The organism is Pandoraea terrigena (genome assembly GCF_902459705.1).
Classification (GTDB): Bacteria; Pseudomonadota; Gammaproteobacteria; order Burkholderiales; family Burkholderiaceae; genus Pandoraea; species Pandoraea terrigena.
Genome location: NZ_CABPRU010000016.1, coordinates 56101 through 72691 on the forward strand (window position 1 = coordinate 56101; position 16591 = coordinate 72691).

Annotated in this window: 20 protein-coding genes and 1 tRNA gene; 10 read left to right on the plus strand and 11 right to left on the minus strand. The window is 64.2% G+C overall.

Annotated elements, in window-relative coordinates:
* Positions 1–91: 91 nt before the first annotated feature.
* Complete coding sequence (locus tag PTE31013_RS22905) at positions 92–460, plus strand: c-type cytochrome (protein ID WP_246174859.1); 369 nt, start codon at positions 92–94, stop codon at positions 458–460.
* Between the two features lie 61 nt (positions 461–521).
* Here the strand turns inward: PTE31013_RS22905 and PTE31013_RS22910 are convergent, their stop codons facing one another.
* From PTE31013_RS22910 to PTE31013_RS22920, 3 genes are read right to left on the minus strand one after another with little or no spacing between them, the layout of a single operon-like run.
* Positions 522–881 (minus strand): DUF2486 family protein, encoded by a 360-nt coding sequence (locus tag PTE31013_RS22910; RefSeq protein ID WP_174978686.1) that lies wholly within the window; start codon positions 879–881, stop codon positions 522–524.
* Positions 878–1300 (minus strand): DNA polymerase III subunit chi, encoded by a 423-nt coding sequence (locus PTE31013_RS22915; RefSeq protein ID WP_150614947.1) that lies wholly within the window; start codon positions 1298–1300, stop codon positions 878–880. The genes PTE31013_RS22910 and PTE31013_RS22915 overlap by 4 nt, the downstream gene beginning before the upstream one ends.
* Positions 1297–2808, minus strand: coding sequence for a leucyl aminopeptidase (locus PTE31013_RS22920; RefSeq protein WP_150614948.1), 1512 nt, complete (start codon positions 2806–2808; stop codon positions 1297–1299). Before PTE31013_RS22920 ends, PTE31013_RS22915 begins: the two co-directional genes overlap by 4 nt.
* Positions 2809–2899: 91 nt before the next feature.
* Here PTE31013_RS22920 and lptF point away from each other — a divergent pair, with 91 nt between their 5' ends.
* From lptF to PTE31013_RS22935, 3 genes are read left to right on the plus strand one after another with little or no spacing between them, the layout of a single operon-like run.
* The gene (gene lptF / locus PTE31013_RS22925) at positions 2900–4027 is read left to right on the plus strand and encodes an LPS export ABC transporter permease LptF (RefSeq protein WP_150614949.1); all 1128 of its coding nucleotides are present in this window, start codon (positions 2900–2902) and stop codon (positions 4025–4027) included.
* Complete coding sequence (gene lptG, locus PTE31013_RS22930; protein ID WP_150614950.1) at positions 4027–5166, plus strand: LPS export ABC transporter permease LptG; 1140 nt, start codon at positions 4027–4029, stop codon at positions 5164–5166. Before lptF ends, lptG begins: the two co-directional genes overlap by 1 nt.
* Before the next feature lie 10 nt (positions 5167–5176).
* Positions 5177–5557, plus strand: coding sequence for a sirohydrochlorin chelatase (locus PTE31013_RS22935; protein ID WP_150614951.1), 381 nt, complete (start codon positions 5177–5179; stop codon positions 5555–5557).
* A 140-nt stretch (positions 5558–5697) separates the two neighbouring features.
* Here the strand turns inward: PTE31013_RS22935 and cobA are convergent, their stop codons facing one another.
* The 5 genes from cobA to PTE31013_RS22960 all read right to left on the minus strand — a co-directional run bounded on the left by cobA (position 5698) and on the right by PTE31013_RS22960 (position 10631).
* Positions 5698–6483, minus strand: coding sequence for a uroporphyrinogen-III C-methyltransferase (cobA, locus tag PTE31013_RS22940; protein WP_150615014.1), 786 nt, complete (start codon positions 6481–6483; stop codon positions 5698–5700).
* A gap of 73 nt (positions 6484–6556) precedes the next feature.
* Positions 6557–7858: a sulfate adenylyltransferase subunit 1 gene (locus PTE31013_RS22945; protein ID WP_150614952.1), complete on the minus strand. Its 1302-nt coding sequence runs from the start codon at positions 7856–7858 to the stop codon at positions 6557–6559.
* 100 nt (positions 7859–7958) lie between these two features.
* Positions 7959–8906: a sulfate adenylyltransferase subunit CysD gene (cysD, locus tag PTE31013_RS22950; protein ID WP_150614953.1), complete on the minus strand. Its 948-nt coding sequence runs from the start codon at positions 8904–8906 to the stop codon at positions 7959–7961.
* Positions 8907–9032: 126 nt separating this feature from the next.
* A complete protein-coding gene (locus PTE31013_RS22955; protein WP_150614954.1) occupies positions 9033–9824 on the minus strand; it encodes a phosphoadenylyl-sulfate reductase in 792 nt (263 codons plus the stop codon).
* Positions 9825–9854: 30 nt separating this feature from the next.
* Positions 9855–10631, minus strand: a complete 777-nt coding sequence (locus tag PTE31013_RS22960; RefSeq protein WP_150614955.1) for a sulfite exporter TauE/SafE family protein — start codon at positions 10629–10631, stop codon at positions 9855–9857.
* A 132-nt stretch (positions 10632–10763) separates the two neighbouring features.
* Here PTE31013_RS22960 and PTE31013_RS22965 point away from each other — a divergent pair, with 132 nt between their 5' ends.
* The 4 genes from PTE31013_RS22965 (at position 10764) to PTE31013_RS22980 (ending at position 14110) form a co-directional block, all read left to right on the plus strand.
* A complete protein-coding gene (locus PTE31013_RS22965) occupies positions 10764–11705 on the plus strand; it encodes a CysB family HTH-type transcriptional regulator (protein WP_150614956.1) in 942 nt (313 codons plus the stop codon).
* 138 nt (positions 11706–11843) lie between these two features.
* Positions 11844–13013, plus strand: coding sequence for an ABC transporter substrate-binding protein (locus PTE31013_RS22970; RefSeq protein WP_150614957.1), 1170 nt, complete (start codon positions 11844–11846; stop codon positions 13011–13013).
* A 7-nt stretch (positions 13014–13020) separates the two neighbouring features.
* Entirely contained in the window at positions 13021–13905 is an 885-nt protein-coding gene (locus PTE31013_RS22975) for an NAD(P)-dependent oxidoreductase (RefSeq protein WP_150614958.1), read from the plus strand.
* A gap of 120 nt (positions 13906–14025) precedes the next feature.
* Positions 14026–14110 (plus strand) — tRNA-Leu (locus PTE31013_RS22980).
* 88 nt (positions 14111–14198) lie between these two features.
* Here PTE31013_RS22980 and PTE31013_RS22985 read toward each other — a convergent pair.
* Positions 14199–14990, minus strand: coding sequence for a DNA adenine methylase (locus tag PTE31013_RS22985; protein ID WP_150614959.1), 792 nt, complete (start codon positions 14988–14990; stop codon positions 14199–14201).
* Positions 14991–15118: 128 nt separating this feature from the next.
* Between PTE31013_RS22985 and PTE31013_RS22990 the strand changes: the two genes are divergently transcribed.
* A complete protein-coding gene (locus PTE31013_RS22990; RefSeq protein ID WP_150614960.1) occupies positions 15119–15376 on the plus strand; it encodes a hypothetical protein in 258 nt (85 codons plus the stop codon).
* 14 nt (positions 15377–15390) lie between these two features.
* On the plus strand, positions 15391–15690 hold the full coding sequence (locus PTE31013_RS22995) for a hypothetical protein (RefSeq protein WP_150614961.1): 300 nt from the start codon (positions 15391–15393) through the stop codon (positions 15688–15690).
* An 85-nt stretch (positions 15691–15775) separates the two neighbouring features.
* On the opposite strand, the gene PTE31013_RS23000 is transcribed toward PTE31013_RS22995, so the two are convergent.
* Together PTE31013_RS23000 and PTE31013_RS23005 are read right to left on the minus strand one after the other, a co-directional pair.
* Positions 15776–16162 (minus strand): DUF1353 domain-containing protein, encoded by a 387-nt coding sequence (locus PTE31013_RS23000; protein WP_150614962.1) that lies wholly within the window; start codon positions 16160–16162, stop codon positions 15776–15778.
* Entirely contained in the window at positions 16159–16587 is a 429-nt protein-coding gene (locus tag PTE31013_RS23005) for a hypothetical protein (RefSeq protein WP_150614963.1), read from the minus strand. Before PTE31013_RS23005 ends, PTE31013_RS23000 begins: the two co-directional genes overlap by 4 nt.
* Positions 16588–16591 lie beyond the last annotated feature (4 nt).

Here is a 16591-nt window from a genome sequence, read left to right on the forward strand (position 1 = left end):
CGTCGCGGCGGGTAGCGGTGCCCGGGCGACGGGTAGACAAGTGCTATATTGCGGCCAGACGTCCCAACCACTCTGCGAAAGCAAACATCGAATGAAGGAATTCTCCGGAAAGTCAGCCAGGGTGACGATCGGTGCTTGGCTCATGGTTGCGGCAGGTGCCGCGCTCTCGCAGACGAGCGCGTCGCCCGCCGGCGCCTCGGATGCGCGCGTGCTCGAGAAGCTCGCCCGCGAGCGCAATTGCATGACGTGTCATGCCACCGACCGTAGGCTGATCGCCCCGTCCTACCGGGATATCGCCAGGCGTTACGCCGGGCAGGCCGGTGCTGCCAACGACATCGCACGTTCCATTGAGAATGGCAGTCATGGCAAGTGGGGAAGCATTCCGATGCCCGCCAGCCCCCAGGTCGCCCCGGACGAGGCAATGCGTCTGGCACGCTGGATTCTCGACATGGCGCGATAAGCGGTCGCATCGGTCAACCGGCGTTTCCTGTGCGCAGTGGCGTCACAGCACCACCGAGGCCCTAACCTTGCGAGCGAACCTGCTTCGCGACTTCCTCGATCACCGCCTGCCGGATGCGGTCGGGCAATTGCACTTGCAAGGCATCGGCGACCTGCTTGCCGATCAGTTGCACCAGCCATGAGGTCTGGTCGATCAGCGCGTCGTGACAGCGGCGCTCCACCATCGTCGTGATTTCATCGGCCAGTTGCAGGGTGAGCCGGGCGCTCACGCGCTCGGCAAACACCGCGACATCGGCCGGCACGCCCTGCTCGACGGCCGACGCGGCCCGTTCGGCATCCGGCAACGCAGTTGCCTCGCCGGGCGCGAGCACTTCGGTCAGCGTGGGAATGCCGGGATCGGTGCGCTCGGGCTCGTTCGTCACGATCCGCCTCTCTGGTCGTAATTGTTCAGGGTATAGCCACGATCGCGGTAGAAGCGATAGCGTTCGCGGGCGCCGGACAATGCCTCCGGCGTGTCGCCCACGATCTCGACCACGCGTTCGAAACGCGCGAAGTGCGTCGGCACGCTGCCCGCCAGATTCAGCATCACCTGGTGGTGCTGCGCCGCTTCATCGGGGGCGGCGAGCACGACGGGCGTTTGCGGGGCAAGCGGGTCGCGGGTGAAGCAATGCGGCACGAACTCCAGTGGCGAGAACGTCCAGAGCGTCTGGTCGAACGCGCGCAGCACGTCGGGCTCACCGACGACCACGAGCGTTTGCCCAGCGCCGTAGACCTTGCGCGCGAACCGGCACGCGTATTCGAGCCGGTTCGCCACATGCGTGTGGAAATCGACGCGCGTCACCGGGCTTCGCGATCGATCAGGAACTGCGTGAGCAACGGCACCGGACGGCCCGTCGCCCCCTTGGCCGCACCGCTCTTCCATGCCGTCCCGGCGATGTCGAGGTGGGCCCACTCATACTTCTCGGTAAAGCGCGACAGGAAGCACGCCGCGGTCACGCTGCCGGCCGGGCGCCCGCCGATGTTCGCCATGTCGGCGAAGTTCGACTTGAGCTGCTCCTGATACGCCTCCTCGACCGGCAGACGCCACGCCGTGTCGCCCGTCGTGCGGCCGGCCGCGAGCAGTTCGTCGGCGAGGGCGTCGCTCTTCGAAAAGAGGCCCGTGTTCACGTGGCCGAGCGCGATGATGCAAGCGCCCGTGAGCGTAGCGACGTCGACCACGGCCGCGGGCTTGAAACGTTCCGCGTAGGTGAGCGCGTCGCACAGGATCAGGCGGCCTTCGGCATCGGTGTTGAGCACTTCGATGGTCTGGCCGGACATGCTGGTCACCACGTCGCCCGGCTTCGTTGCGCGTCCGCCCGGCATGTTCTCGGTGGCCGGCACGATGGCGATGACGTTGAGCTTGAGGCCCATCTCGGCGACTGCGCGCATCGTGCCAAGCACGGAGGCCGCACCGCACATGTCGTACTTCATTTCGTCCATGCCCTCGCCGGGCTTGATCGAGATACCGCCCGAGTCGAACGTCACCCCCTTGCCCACCAGCACGATGGGCGCTTGCTTGGCAGGGCCGCCTTCATACTTGAGCACGATGAACTGCGGCGGCTCCACCGACCCCCGGGCGACTGACAGGAACGAGCCCATCTTGAGCGCTTCGATCTGCTTTGGCCCGAGAATATCGGCCTTGAGCTTGAATTCGCGCGCGAGCTTGCGGGCTGTGTCGGCCAGATACGACGGCGTGCACACGTTGCCCGGCAGGTTGCCCAGGTCCTTGGCGAGCGCCATGCCGTTGCCGATCGCCTCGCCACGCCTGGCCGCGACCCGGGCGGCCTTCAGGTCATCGGGAGCGACCGCGAAGATCACCTTGCGCAGCGCCGTGTTGGCCGGCTCGGCCTTGCTCTTCATCTGCGTGAAACGGTAAGTCGCGTCGCGCAACGCGAGGACCGAGGCGCACACGGCCCAGGCGGTATCGCGCTTGGGGACCGCGGCTTGCGGCAACGTCCAGATGGCGTCGGACGCACGCGACGCCATCACCGCGCGCGCAGCGGCGCGCGAGGCCTCATTGAAGCTCTTGGGCGAGAACTGGTCTTCGCGGCCCAGACCGACGAACAGCACACGCGCCTGACTCCATCCGGCGACCTCGTGCAGCATCAGCGTGCTGCCGAGCTTGCCATCGAGTTCGCCGCGCTTGACCATGCGTGCCAGCAGGCCCTTGCTGACGACGTCCAGCGCCTTGGCGAGCCCCGCGAGCGGCTGTTGCTCGAACACGCCGACCACCAGGCAATCGGTCTTTGCGTTGGCAAGGCCGGCCTGGCCGGCCTTGGTCGAATCGAAGGCTTTTGTGCTAAAGTCCATCGCGCTTTCCTCGGGTAAAATTCGTACGATCCGCAATTATCCGCTTTTTTCCCCGCTCGCCCAACCGCGAGAGCACCCCAATCGCCATCACATGATTTTTCAGCGTTCCCTGCAGCGCGAGCTGAACTACACCGCCGGGGCCGTCTTCATGGTGCTGATCACCGTCATGCTCACCACGATGATGATCCGCATCCTGGGCTTCGCCGCATCCGGGAAAGCCGACCCGCGCGACGTGCTCGTGCTGATCGGCCTGGCCGTGATCGGCTACCTGGCCATCATTCTGATCGTGACGCTGTTCGTCTCGATCCTGTTCGTGCTCACCCGGTGGTACCGCGACTCCGAAATGGTCGTGTGGTTTGCCTCGGGCCTGTCGATTACCCACTTCATCAAGCCGGTGCTGCGCTTTGCCACGCCCTATCTGGCCGTGATCACATTCTGCGCGCTCGTGGCCTGGCCTTGGGCGAACCAGCAGATCTCCGCCCTCGAAGCCCGCTTCGCCCAACGTGACGACGTCTCGATGATCGCGCCGGGCCAGTTCCGCGAAAGCGCCGCCAGCCGCCGGGTGTTCTTCGTCGAAACGGTCTCGCCGGACGCGACCAAGGTGCACAACGTTTTCGTCTCCGGGACCGAGAACGGCAAAGTCAGCGTGGTCGTCTCGAAAGAGGGACACATCGAAACGGCCAAGGACGGCAATCGCTACATCGTCCTGGAAAAGGGTCGTCGTTACGATGGGGTGCCCGGCCAGCCCGACTACCGCGTGATGGAGTTCGAGCGCTATGGCGTGAAGATCGACAATCCGGCCGTCGCGCAAACCGACAACACCCCGACCAAGGGGGTGCCGACCTTGCGCCTGTTCCGTGAGATCCAGAATCCTATCTTCCGCGGCGAGATCGTCTGGCGTATCGGCCTGCCGCTGCTCGCGCTCGCGCTCGTGTTGCTCGCCGTGCCGCTGGCCTATCAGAATCCGCGCCACGGCCGCACCGTCAACCTCGTCATGGCCGTGCTTATCTATCTCGCGTACACCAACCTGTTGAGCCTGTCGCAGGCGTGGGTGGCGCAGGAGCGCATGCCGCTCGCCATCGGCGTGTGGTTGTTGCACGTGCTCGCCATGGTCGTCATCGTGCTGCTTTACGCGCGCCGCGTGCGCTTCCGGGGGCTGTTCGGCCGTCGCCGTCAGGGCGGATCCGGCACAGCGCCGACATCGGGAGGGGCTCGCTGATGCGCATCTATGAGAAATACTTTGCTCGCCAGATCTACCTGGCGTTCCTGTTCGTCCTGCTCGCGTTCGTCGGCCTGTTCGTCTTCTTCGACCTGGTGAGCGAACTGGGTGACGTCGGCCGGGGGGGGTACCGCTTCCAGCACGCCCTCGCCTACGTGCTGCTGTTCGCCCCGCAGCGCATGTACGAAATCATCCCGGTCGCCTCGCTTATTGCCGCCATCTATGTCTGCGCGCAACTGGCGGGGAACTCGGAATTCACGATCTTCCGTGTCTCCGGACTGTCGACGGGACAGGCACTGCGCTCGCTGCTGAAAATCGGCGTCCCGATCGTGCTGGCCACCTTCCTCATTGGCGAGTACGTCGCGCCGAATGCCGAGCAGCTCGCGCAGAAGATTCGTCTGGAAGCGCTGGGCAGTTCGGTCTCGGCCGGGTTTCGCTCCGGCGTCTGGGTCAAGGACACCGTCGATCAGGACGGCTCGCGCGTCACCCGCTTCATCAACGTTGGCACGCTCAATCCCGACAACACCATCGCCAACGTGCGCATCTACGAATTCGACGACAAGCTGCGTCTGGACAGCGTGCGACTGGCCAAGCTGGGGCAATTCGACGCGCCGGACTACTGGAAGCTGACGGATGTGTCCGAAACGGTCTTCAGCGCGACGAACGATGCCACGGCCAGCACCGATCCGCTGCGGGCCCTGGTGCAGAGCAAGCAGGTGCACATTGAAACGGTGCAGATGCGCTCGGAACTCACGCCGCAGATCCTGTCCGTGCTGATGGTCTCGCCCGACAACATGGCGATCGGCAGCCTGTACAGCTACATCGGCCACCTGAAGGAAAACCAGCAGAACACCGACCGTTACAGCCTCGCGCTCTGGCAGAAGCTGCTTTACCCGTTCGCCGTCTTCGTGATGATGGCGCTGGCACTGCCGTTCGCCTACTTGCACGCGCGCGCCGGCGCCATCGGCCTGAAGGTGTTCGGCGGGATCATGCTCGGCATGAGCTTCCAGTTGCTCAACAACTTGTTCTCGCACCTGGGCCTGCTCAATACCTGGCCGTCGTGGTTCACGGCCGCGTTGCCGTCACTCCTCTACCTGGTGCTCGCCATTGCGGCGCTGCGCTGGGTCGATAAACACTGAGCCGCCGATCATGCCCAGCAAACCCGGCATCATCCTGTTCGCCCATGGGTCCCGCGATCCCCGCTGGGCCGAGCCGTTCGAGCGTCTGCGCGACAAACTCGGCGTCCGGCGCCCCGACGCCGACGTGCAACTCGCGTTCCTGGAACTGATGACGCCAACGCTCGGCGACGCCGTGGCGGCCATGACATCGCAGGGAACGTCCGACATCACACTGGTACCGGTCTTTCTGGGCCAGGGCGGCCACGTGAGGCGTGATGTGCCGGCGCTCGCCGACGCTTGCCGCGCCGCTCACCCCGGCCTCGATCTGCGCGTGAGCGCGGCCATTGGCGAGGACGACACGGTACTCGATGCCCTGGCCGACTACTGCGGCAGGATGATGGACGCCCGCTAAGGGAAATCGCCTCGTCGCGGCAGCGCATCGCCACAATGAAAAAACGGCGTCACAGTCCACACTGTGACGCCGTTTTGCATAGATCGTAACGGGCGCCAACGACCACCGCCGCAAGCGCTTACGCTCGCCAGCGATCTCCGTCAGGCGGCCATCGCCGCCTGCGTCGCCCAGTCGTGCAACGACGCAGCGTCGGCATGCGCGAATGCCTCGCCGATGAGCAGCACGCTCGGCTGCGACGCGTCGAACCATGACGCCGCCAGCCCCTGGCTAACGTCGTCCAGCGTGAGGCTCACCCGTCGCTCGCGCGATGTCGTTGCCGCTTCCACGATCGCCACGGGCGTCGCGGCCGGCTTGCCTGCCGCGATCAATGCCTGCGCGATGCGCTGGGCGCTGTCACGTCCCATGTAATAGACAAGCGAATCGGCCGACGCCTGCGCCGCAATCTCGGCTGACTCGGGCGCACGGCTCTGTGTGGCGAAGGCCACACTGCGCGCCACGCCACGCAACGTCAGCGATCGCCCGAGCGCGGCGGCGCTAGCCAGCGCCGCCGTAATGCCGGGCACGACTTCCACCGCGATGCCTGCCGCCTCCAGCGCGCGCAGTTCCTCGTCTGCCCGGCCGAACAGCATCGGATCGCCGCCCTTCAAGCGCACGACCCGCGCGTGGGTGCGCGCATGATCGATCAACTGCTTGTTGATGAAGTGCTGCGCACTCGACTGCTTGCCGCAGCGCTTGCCGACCGCAATCCGCTTGGCCTGCGGGCATAGCGCGAGCATCTCGGGCTCGACGAGCGCGTCGTGCAGCACCACGTCGGCCTGGGCCAACAGTCGAGCGCCGCGCACCGTGATCAGATCGGCCGCGCCGGGGCCCGCCCCGACGAGATAGACCTTGCCCGGGGCCGTACCGGTTTGCGAAGAAGTCACCATCATGATGTCGCCATGGTTCGTGGGGTTTGGCGCCGGTCCCATCCGGGGGACCGTGCGCCAGGCAAGGCCATACTTACGCCGCGAGGCTGCGGATCATGCCCGCTGCCACCGTGTGGTGCGTGGCTTCGTCGATCAGCACGAACGCGCCCGTGGCCGGGTTCGCGTCGTACGTGTCGGCGGCCACCGGCTTCTGCAAGCTCAACTGCACGCGGCCGATGTCGTTCATGGCGAGCGTCGACTTTTCCGTGCCGTGCGAAAGCGTGCTGACGTCGAGCACTGTGTCCACGCTGCCGACCTTCACATACACCGTGCTGGTCGCCTGCTTGAGCAGATACTTGCGCTGCGGCGCGAGGGCGTCCTCGTCGAACCAGCACACGTCGGCCGCCAGTTTGCGCGACGGCTCCAGCGTCGAGGCCGCCGCAACGAATGTATCGCCGCGCGACACATCCACGTCCTCGGTCAGACGAATCGTCACGCACTGCCCGGCGAACGCTTCCTCGAGCAAGCCACGCGGCCCGACGATCTCGGCGACGCTCGCCGTGCGGCCAGCCGGCAGCACACGCAACGTTTGACCGACGCGCAGCGAGCCCGATTCCACACGTCCCATATAACCGCGGAAGTCGTCGGCATGCGCGCCGTCCTGACGTGCCACCAGTTGCACCGGGAAGCGCAGCTCGCCGCCCGACTGCGTGACCGGCAGCGATTCGAGCACGTCGAGCAGCGGTTCGTCCTGATACCAGGGCATACGCTCGCTCGCGTACACGATGTTATCGCCCTTGAGCGCCGAGACCGGCACGAAGCGTACGTCTTCCAGACCCAAGCGCTGCGCCAGGTCGAGATAGGCGGCGCGAATGGCGTCGAATGCCGTCTCGCTGTAGTCGATCAGGTCCATCTTGTTGATGGCGACGATGACGTGCTGCAGGCCAAGCAGCTTGACGATGGCGCTGTGACGCTTGGTCTGGGCGAGCAACTCGGTGCGACCGTCGACTTCGGTCACGCGCGTGGCATCGACCAGGATGATCGCGGCGTGTGCCGTCGATGCGCCGGTGACCATGTTGCGCGTGTACTGCTCGTGGCCCGGCGTGTCGGCGATGATGAACTTGCGACGTGCGGTCGTGAAGTAGCGATAGGCGACATCGATGGTGATGCCCTGCTCGCGCTCGGCTTCAAGGCCGTCGGTGAGCAGCGAGAAGTCGATGTCTTCGCCGGCGGTACGCTTGTGCTTGGCGCGTGCGATGGCGGAGAGCTGGTCGGTCAGTACCGATTTGCTGTCATACAGCAGACGGCCGATCAACGTGCTTTTGCCGTCGTCGACGCTGCCTGCCGTAATGAAACGCAGCACGCCGAGGTCTTCCTGATGCGGGGTGAGGCTCATGATCTCTTCAACTCGATTGCGTGGCCCCTGGCGCGGCGAATCTGCGCGCCCGGCTGGCCGATGTGTCTGAATTTGGGGCGGATGGTGGCGGTTCGGCGGCTTAGAAATAGCCCTGCTTCTTGCGCTGTTCCATCGCGGCTTCCGATGCCTGATCGTCCATGCGGGTGGCGCCACGCTCGGTGATGTCGGTCACGGCCGTCTCGGCAATGATCTCCACCGGGCTTGCGGCTACGCTGGCGACCGGGCACGTGCAACTGATGTCCCCAACGGTACGGAAACGCACCGACGCCAGCTCGCCCGATTCGCCGTCCTGCTTTGGCGTGAGCGGCGTGACCGGCACGAGCAAACCGTTGCGACGCACGATTTCGCGCTCGTGGGCGTAGTAGATCGACGGCAGGTCCAGGTTCTCGCGGGCGATGTATTGCCACACGTCCAGCTCGGTCCAGTTCGAGATCGGGAACACGCGCAAATGCTCGCCGTTGTGCAGGCGCGCATTGAACAGATGCCACAGTTCCGGACGCTGTGCCTTCGGATCCCACTGGCCGAACTCGTCACGGAAGGAGAAGATGCGCTCTTTTGCACGGGCCTTCTCTTCGTCACGGCGTGCACCGCCAATCATCGCGTCGTAGCCGTGTTCGGCGATGGTTTCGAGCAGCGTTACAGCCTGCGCCGCGTTGCGCGAATCGCTCTCGCGACGCAGACGAACCGTGCCGCGCTTGATCGAATCTTCCACGTGACCCACGACCAGCTCGGCGCCGAGCGCCTTGGCGTGACGGTCGCGGAACTCGATCACCTCCGGATAGTTGTGGCCGGTGTCGATATGGACGAGCGGGAACGGCAGCACCGTCTTGCGGTTCGGACCAAGGCCGAAGGCCTTGAGCGCCAGGTGCAGCACCACGACCGAATCCTTGCCGCCCGAAAACAGCAGCGCCGGGTTGCGGCACTCCGCCACGACCTCGCGCAGGATGTACATCGATTCGGCTTCGAGCCAGTCCAGATGATCCATACGCGAGCCATTGGCTTGCCCGACTTCGTGCATCGCACCCATAGTGTTCCCTTCCTTGATGATTCCGAGATTTCCGTGATTCAATTCGTCACGATGCGCCGCCCTGGGCCGTCACATCGTCATGTGTCTTGTGCGTTTGCCTGATCCGCCGGCGCCGTGCCCGAGGCTTCAGCTCGGCTGCACGGACACCGGGATCTGGCTCAGGTTGCTCGCGTGCAACCCGCATTCCTTGCTGTCGCGCGACTCCCACCACCAGCGCCCGGCGCGGCTGTCTTCCCCCGGGCGGATGGCGCGCGTGCACGGTTCGCAGCCGATGCTCGGGTAGCCGCGCGCATGCAGTGGGTTGACCGGCACGTCGCGTGCCGTCAGGTAAGCCCATACCTGCGCTTCGGTCCAGTCGAAGAGCGGGTTGTACTTGGCGATGCCGCGGGCGTCGTCGTGCTCGGCGAACGCCAGTTCCCCGCGCGTGACCGACTGCTCGCGCCGCTGGCCGGTGAGCCAGGCGCCGGCGTCGGCAAGCGCGCGGCCGAGGGGCTCGACCTTGCGAATCTGGCAGCATGCCTTGCGCAGGTCCACGCTTTCGTAGAATGCATTCGCGCCATGCTCGGCCACGTAGGCCTCGACGGCATCGGCCTGCGGCGCGTACTGCGCGACGTCATAGCCATAGCGCGCCTTGATCTGGTCGATCATGCCAAGCGTCTCGGCGTGCAAACGCCCGGTATTGAGCGTGAAAACGGTGATCGGCAGTTGCTGGCGCAGAATCACGTGCGTAATGAGCATGTCTTCGGCCGCCAGGCTGCTGGCAAACTTCACATTGCGATGCGAACCCGCGATGCGTGCGAGGCGCTCGGCCAGCACGGCTTCCATCTCGTCGAGCAGCGCCATATCCTGATGCTCGGCATCGGCCGCATTCGATGGTGTGGCGGCTTGCGCGGGTTCCCAGCGGGATTCGTTTCGCATGTCGCGAACTCCTTGTTGTCTGTGGGGGTGTCAGCCGACCAGCTTCACTGCCGCGAGCGTGAGCGTTGCCGCCAGCGCCCCGCGCACCACGCGCTCGGGCAGATGGCGGGTGAGCTTCGCACCGAGCCAGATCCCCGGCAGGGAGCCGATCAACAGACTGCCGAGCAGTGCCCAGTGCACCGTCTCGAGCCAAATATGACCCAGCGCCGCGATCGCCGTCAGCGGCACCGCGTACGCGATATCGGTACCGGCGACTTCGGCCGGTTCCAACTGCGGATAGAGCATCAGGATCAGCGTGGCGCCAACCGCCCCCGCGCCAATCGAGGAAATCGTCACGAGCACGCCGACCACGGCACCCACCAACACGGTGGCCGCCGCCTGCGTGCGGCCCGTCAACTGCCAGTTCGGATGGGTGCGCAGCGCTGCCAGCAGCTTTGCGCGGAACAGCAAGGAGAGCACCGTGAGCAGCACCGAGGCGGCAATCGTCAGCTTGATGACATGCAGTGCCGCGTCGTCAATGCCCCCCAGACGCTTCAGGAAAACGATCGTGACCAGCGCCGCCGGCAAGGCGCCGAGCGTGAGCCGGCGCACGATGTGCCACTTCACATGGCCGTGCGAGCGATGCGCGACCGTGCCGAAGCTCTTGGTTACCGCCGCAAATGCCAGATCGGTGCCAACCGCGACCGGGGCCGCGTAGCCAAGCACCAGCGTGAGCAGCGGCGTCATCAGCGAGCCCCCGCCGACGCCGGTCAGACCGACCAGCAGGCCGACGCCAAATCCGGAGAGGGGTTCGAGCCACAGCGACATGTATGACGTTCCTGTTGGTGCTTAATGCCTGGCGGGAATAACGTTATCGAAACAGTGGCACCCACTGTAATGAAAACCCTATATACTTCAAACGAATTAAAAATTGTTTGTATATTTTCGAAAGTTATACAAATGAACCTGCACCAGTTTCGTTTCGTGCGCGAGGCCGTTCGCCAGAATTTCAACCTGACGGAGGCCGCCAAGGCGCTGTTCACCTCGCAGCCGGGGGTTTCGAAGGCCATCATCGAGCTGGAAGAAGAGCTTGGCGTGGACATCTTTGCCAGGCATGGCAAGCGCATCCGCAACCTGACGGAGCCCGGGCGTATCATTTTCGAGTCTGTCGAGCGAATCCTGCTTGAGGTGGAAAGCCTCAAGCGGATCGGCAAGGACTATGCCGCCCAGGACCAGGGCAGCCTGGTGATCGCCACGACGCATACGCAGGCGCGATATTCGCTGCCGCATGCGGTGGCCGAGTTCAAGAAGCGGTATCCGAAGGTGCGGCTATCGATTCTTCAGGGCAATCCGACGCAGATCGCCGAAATGGTGCTGCACGATCAGGCGGACCTGGCCATCGCGACCGAAGCGATTGCCGGCTATAAGGATCTGGTGTCGCTGCCCTGCTATCAGTGGCAGCATGTGGCCGTGGTGCCGCCGGACCACCCGCTGCTGCAGCTCCCGTCCGTCGGTATCGAGGATCTGGCGAAGTACCCGCTGATTACCTATGATCCCCAGTTCGCCGGACGCGCCAAGATCGACCAGGCCTTCGCGCTGCGCCATGTCCAGCCGGACATCGTGCTCGAGGCGATCGATGCCGACGTCATCAAGACCTATGTGGAATTGGGGCTTGGCGTGGGGATTCTGGCGGGGGTGGCGTTCGACCCCGAGCGCGACCGCAACCTCCGGGCGCTCCAGGTGGGGCACCTGTTCGGCACGAACGTGACGCGCGTCGCCCTTAAGCAGGGCGCCTACTTGCGCGGTTACGTGTTCACGATGGTCGAGCTGCTCTCGCCGATCCTGACCCGCAAGCTTGTCGAGCAAGCCTTGCGCGGCGAACACGAGAGCTACGAGCTTTGATGACGTAGCGCGCCGGGGCCCGATCGCCGGGCACACGATACGGCGCGCATTCCTCTGGCGAACCGGGCACTAATTTTCTTCGCTGGTCTAACGGAAGCGGTGCGGTATGCTTACGCGATTCGACCAAAAGGAGATCCCATGCGCTCACCGCTTCGCTGCATCCGCCTGTCGGGCGTGCTGCTTGCCATGACCCTTGCCGGTGTTGTAACGGCGGCTCGCGCCGATATTACCGTCGGCATCGATCTGTCGTCGACCGGCCCGGCGGCCGCCATCGGTATCGCCAGCAAGAACGCCATGCAGCTTTGGCCCGACCATATCGGTGGGCAGAAAGCGCACTACCTCTTTCTTGACGACGGCACCGATCCGGGCACGGCCGTGAAGAACGCGCGCAAGTTCATCAGCGAAAACAAGGTCGACGTCATCGTCGGCCCGAACATCACGCCAAGCGCGCTGGCCATGCTCGATCCGATTTCCGAGGCCGAGACACCGATGATCACCCTGATCGGTTCGGCGGTTGCGGTGGAACCGCAGGATGCCAAGCGCCGGTGGGCCTTCAAGATGGCCGCGAACGATTCGGCAATGGCCGACGTGATGACGCGCTACATGGCCAACCATGGCATCAAGACAGTGGGCTTTATCGGCTTTGCCGATGCCTACGGCGAGAGCTGGTGGAAAGAATTCACAAAGTTCGCCGAGCTGCGCAAGCTCAAAGTGGTGGCGCAGGAGCGCTTCAACCGCACGGACACGAGCGTCACGGGCCAGATCCTGAAGCTGATGGCGGCCAAGCCTGACGCGATCCTGGTGGCCGGGTCGGGCACCCCTGCCGCGTTGCCGCAGCGCACGTTGCAGGAGCGTGGGTACGCCGGGAAGATCTACCAGACACACGGCATCGCCACGTACGACTTCGTTCGCGTGGGCGGCAAGGACGTGGAAGGCACGCTGTTCCCGACGCAGCCGGGCGTCGTCGCCAAGACGTTGCCGGCCGGGCATCCGGCGCGCACGGCGGCGCTCGCGTTCACCAAGAAGTATGAAGCGAAGTACGGCCCTGACACCGTCACGCAATTCGCTGCCGATGCCTATGGTGTATGGGACCTGCTCAACGACGCCGTGCCGCGCGCGGTGAAGGTGGCGGCACCGGGCACACCGGCATTCCGCGCGGCGCTGCGCGATGCGCTTGAATCCACGCACAATCTTGCCATTCCGAACGGCATCATGAATCTCAGCCCCAAGGATCACGTGGGGCTGGACCAACGCGCCGGGGTGATGGGCCAGATCAAGAACGGCAAGTTCGTCTACGTCTCGAATTGATCCCGGCATGACGACATACACCATCGCGTTTATCGGGCTGGGCGCCATGGGCGGCCAGATGGTTCGTCATTTGATGGCGGCGGGACATCGACTGCACGTATACGCACGCCGGCCGGAGGCTGCGGCCCCTTTCGTCGAGCAAGGCGCGAAGGGGTTTGCGACCCCCGCGCAGGCGGCCGCGGATGCCGACTTCGTCGTCACCAACGTCACGACCACGCAGGACGTGGAAGCCGTGCTGCTCGGGGCGGACGGCGTGGTGCATGGGGCGCGTCCGGGCACGGTTTGCGTGGATCACAGCACGATTTCGGCGGAGGCGACGCGGCGCATCGCAGCCCGCCTGGCGCGTCAGGAGATCACGCTGGTGGATGCGCCCGTGTCCGGCGGGCCGTCGCGCGCGGCCGACGCCTCGCTGTCGATCATGGTTGGCGCGCCGCGCGACGTCTTCGACAAGGTCAGGCCGCTGTTGTCGGTGCTCGGCACGACGATCACGCATGTGGGCGATGTGGGCGCGGGCCAGGTGGCGAAGGCGTGCAACCAGATCGTGCAGGTGATCAATATCCAGGGCATTGCGGAGGCGATGCTGTTTGCGGCGCGCAACGGCGTGGATCAGGACAAGGTCATCGAGGCGATTTCGAAGGGGCTGGCCGGTAGTCGAATGCTCGACATGATGGGGCCGAAGATGGCGCATCGCGACTTTTCGGCGGGCATTGAAGCGCGCCTGCACGACAAGGATTTCGCGATGATCCTGGACGCCGTGGCCGACGCCGGGCTATCGCTGCCGGCACTGTCGCTGGTGAAGGGGCAGTTGACGGCACTGATGGAGCACGGCTGGGGGCACGACGACACGTCGTCGCTGCTGCGCGTACTCGAGAGCCAGCAGAAGCTGCATTGAATACCGACGGGGCGGGCTTGTGGCCGCGAGAAATTTCGGTCATAATCTCGCCTTCGTCCGGTGAGCCCTCGGGTTCGTTGAACGAGTCACGCTGCGACACCGTTCGGTGAACGCACACTCGCCCAGGTGGTGAAATTGGTAGACGCAGGGGACTCAAAATCCCCCGCCGCAAGGCGTGCCGGTTCGATTCCGGCCCTGGGCACCATCGAAATTCAAGCCCCCCGCCGAAGTGCCTACTAACGCACTTATCCACAGATTGCGGAATATTCCGCAAAACTAAAAATTCCCTGGCATCAACCGAATAGCCCCGCGGGCTCCGCATGACGATCCCAACTGTAGATGATCACTTCGGTTCGATCCACCGGCTTATCTGCTCCGACCGTGTATTTGATGTCGCACGTGTCAATCTCGAAACCGGCAAATACCCGACGCACATCCGGGTGATCATTCAAGCTCACGATCGCTTTCCCACTGATGCGCCGTAAGAGCGCCGCCATCCGCTCGTACTCTGCGAGCGAAAATTCAACGCCGTATCCCTCGGTCTGCCAATACGGCGGATCGAGATAGAAGAAGGTCTGCTCGCGATCGTACTTCTCTATGCATGCGTGCCAGTCCAGGTTCTCGATATATGCACTCGAGAGGCGCAGATGCGCGGCTGACAAGTTCTCCTCAAGCCGAAGCAAGTTGAGTCCAGGCGGCGTCGTCGTAGCCGTTCCGAACGTCTGCCCTTCCACCTTCCCGCCGAAACAATTCTGCTGCAGGTAGTAGAAGCGAGCTGCGCGCTGAATGTCCGTCAGCACTCGCGGGGGCGTGTCCTGTAACCACTTGAACACCTCGCGACTCGAAAGCGCCCACTTGAATTGGCGCACGAATTCCTCGAGGTGGTTTTGCACCACGCGATAGAGATTCACCAGCTCCCCGTTGATGTCGTTGATCACTTCGACTTGAGCGGGGTGCCGCATGAAATAGAGGGCCGCGCCGCCGGCGAACACTTCGACGTACGTCTTATGGGGCGGGAATCGGGGAATGAGATCATCGGCCAGACGGCGCTTACCGCCAATCCACGGGATGATAGGTTTGGTCATGGTGTGAGCGAGAAGTCCTATCAGACAGATTCGCCGGGACCAGCGAATTTCACTCAAAATTATACTGTGTTTTTATACAGTGATTCATGCTAGTTTACCTCCCTCAAACGTACCTGAGAGGGGGCACCATGCGAGACCCACACGCCATTCGTTTCATCGTTGTCCCGTTCCGCAAAGGGAAAGGCGACGAGCTGCTTCCCGTCGAAGTGCGACCGGCGAGCACGAGCGTCGGCGCCGTGCGTGTCGCGCACTCGATGCGCGAGCGCCACGCCGGCGTCGCAGCCTACGAGGTTCTGCTGGACCCCGAGACGGGCGCCATGGAATCGGCGAAGGTCCTGTTCGAGCACGGTCGAATCCCCGTGCTCGACGAGTACGCGGCGGCGTAGCTGAGGGGTGTGGTATGCCGTTGAATCCCCGCCCGTCAGATCTGACGATCGACCAACTGCGCAGCCTGTGGCTCACGCATAAGGATCCTGATGTGCGGCGCGCCATCGAGGAAGTCGCGTTCCGGCGACTTGAAGCCCAACGCAAAGAGAAAGTGCTCAGGGAAGTGGAGTCGCTATACGTCGTTATCCACCAGGCATGGCGGGAAGAAGTCGGCGACACCCTGATCGCGCTCGAATGGCTTCGGGCCCTGCTTTCCGATCAGCGACAACGGCGGGGGGAATTACCGGGGATACCGGACGCCCCGAACCGGTAGCGCCCCGCGCTGGCGCGGCGCATGAAAAAGATAATCAAAGCGATCTTTTTTTATTTTTTGCTCGCACTGATTATCTTTTCTTGGTTCACTGCGGGCGTGTTGCGGCAGTCGTCGACCAATGCGATGCACCACCCAACCGGACGCCCCAATACATCAGCCACCGGCGCCACGCAGGCACGCGCGTTGCCGCTGACGCCTCGCGAAGCACCTTGTCTGCTACTGCGCGCGGCACCGGCTGCGTCGTGTACAGCCAGTCGTGCACGACGGCTGCCTCGTTCGAGGTGCCGCCCGTCAGCCAGAAGACCACGGGCAGTCTGGGCACCGACGCCAGGTCTGTGACGAACCCGCGCGGCACGATGAAAACGTCGGCAGCAACGTCGGATTGATACACCAGCGCCGCGGCGAGTCGCCACCGGCCATCATCGCAGCCGGTAGCGTTCTCGATGACCAGACGCGTCAGGAACCGGCTCATTTTGCCGCCGGCACCGTTGCGACATCCTGCGGCCACGCCGCGATCGCTGCGGTCAACAGAATCTGCGCCGTCGTCACGCCGAGGATGACTCGATCCTGATCCTGCGCTGAAAGCGGCGACGCCTTCACCACCGTGACGATCGCCGGCAGGCCCGCGCTTGCGAGCGTCTGAAGGTTGACGGCATCGACAGTCGAGCCAGCAGCGCAAACAGAGTTCACGATCGGCTGCGCGTCGGCGAGCGCCTTCAGCGCGGCTTCGCTCATACCGTTGATCTGCTGCAGCGACGTGACGGCGACTTCGACCGGCGGACATACGCGCGCGGCGACTTCAGCGGGCGATTGCACGGCCTGACCAGTGGTCGAGCAAGCCGCGAGGACGAACGAAAGCACGGCCGCGCACGCGGCCAGAATGGCAAAACGCTTCATGGTG

Coding starts and splice junctions, on each gene's coding strand:
- PTE31013_RS22905 (WP_246174859.1), top strand. CDS start 92: ATGAAGGAATTCTCCGGAAAGTCAGCCAGGGTGACGATCGGTGCTTGG.
- PTE31013_RS22920 (WP_150614948.1), bottom strand. CDS start 2,808: ATGGACTTTAGCACAAAAGCCTTCGATTCGACCAAGGCCGGCCAGGCC.
- lptF (WP_150614949.1), top strand. CDS start 2,900: ATGATTTTTCAGCGTTCCCTGCAGCGCGAGCTGAACTACACCGCCGGG.
- lptG (WP_150614950.1), top strand. CDS start 4,027: ATGCGCATCTATGAGAAATACTTTGCTCGCCAGATCTACCTGGCGTTC.
- PTE31013_RS22935 (WP_150614951.1), top strand. CDS start 5,177: ATGCCCAGCAAACCCGGCATCATCCTGTTCGCCCATGGGTCCCGCGAT.
- cobA (WP_150615014.1), bottom strand. CDS start 6,483: ATGGTGACTTCTTCGCAAACCGGTACGGCCCCGGGCAAGGTCTATCTC.
- PTE31013_RS22945 (WP_150614952.1), bottom strand. CDS start 7,858: ATGAGCCTCACCCCGCATCAGGAAGACCTCGGCGTGCTGCGTTTCATT.
- cysD (WP_150614953.1), bottom strand. CDS start 8,906: ATGGGTGCGATGCACGAAGTCGGGCAAGCCAATGGCTCGCGTATGGAT.
- PTE31013_RS22955 (WP_150614954.1), bottom strand. CDS start 9,824: ATGCGAAACGAATCCCGCTGGGAACCCGCGCAAGCCGCCACACCATCG.
- PTE31013_RS22960 (WP_150614955.1), bottom strand. CDS start 10,631: ATGTCGCTGTGGCTCGAACCCCTCTCCGGATTTGGCGTCGGCCTGCTG.
- PTE31013_RS22965 (WP_150614956.1), top strand. CDS start 10,764: ATGAACCTGCACCAGTTTCGTTTCGTGCGCGAGGCCGTTCGCCAGAAT.
- PTE31013_RS22970 (WP_150614957.1), top strand. CDS start 11,844: ATGCGCTCACCGCTTCGCTGCATCCGCCTGTCGGGCGTGCTGCTTGCC.
- PTE31013_RS22975 (WP_150614958.1), top strand. CDS start 13,021: ATGACGACATACACCATCGCGTTTATCGGGCTGGGCGCCATGGGCGGC.
- PTE31013_RS22985 (WP_150614959.1), bottom strand. CDS start 14,990: ATGACCAAACCTATCATCCCGTGGATTGGCGGTAAGCGCCGTCTGGCC.
- PTE31013_RS22990 (WP_150614960.1), top strand. CDS start 15,119: ATGCGAGACCCACACGCCATTCGTTTCATCGTTGTCCCGTTCCGCAAA.
- PTE31013_RS22995 (WP_150614961.1), top strand. CDS start 15,391: ATGCCGTTGAATCCCCGCCCGTCAGATCTGACGATCGACCAACTGCGC.
- PTE31013_RS23000 (WP_150614962.1), bottom strand. CDS start 16,162: ATGAGCCGGTTCCTGACGCGTCTGGTCATCGAGAACGCTACCGGCTGC.
- PTE31013_RS23005 (WP_150614963.1), bottom strand. CDS start 16,587: ATGAAGCGTTTTGCCATTCTGGCCGCGTGCGCGGCCGTGCTTTCGTTC.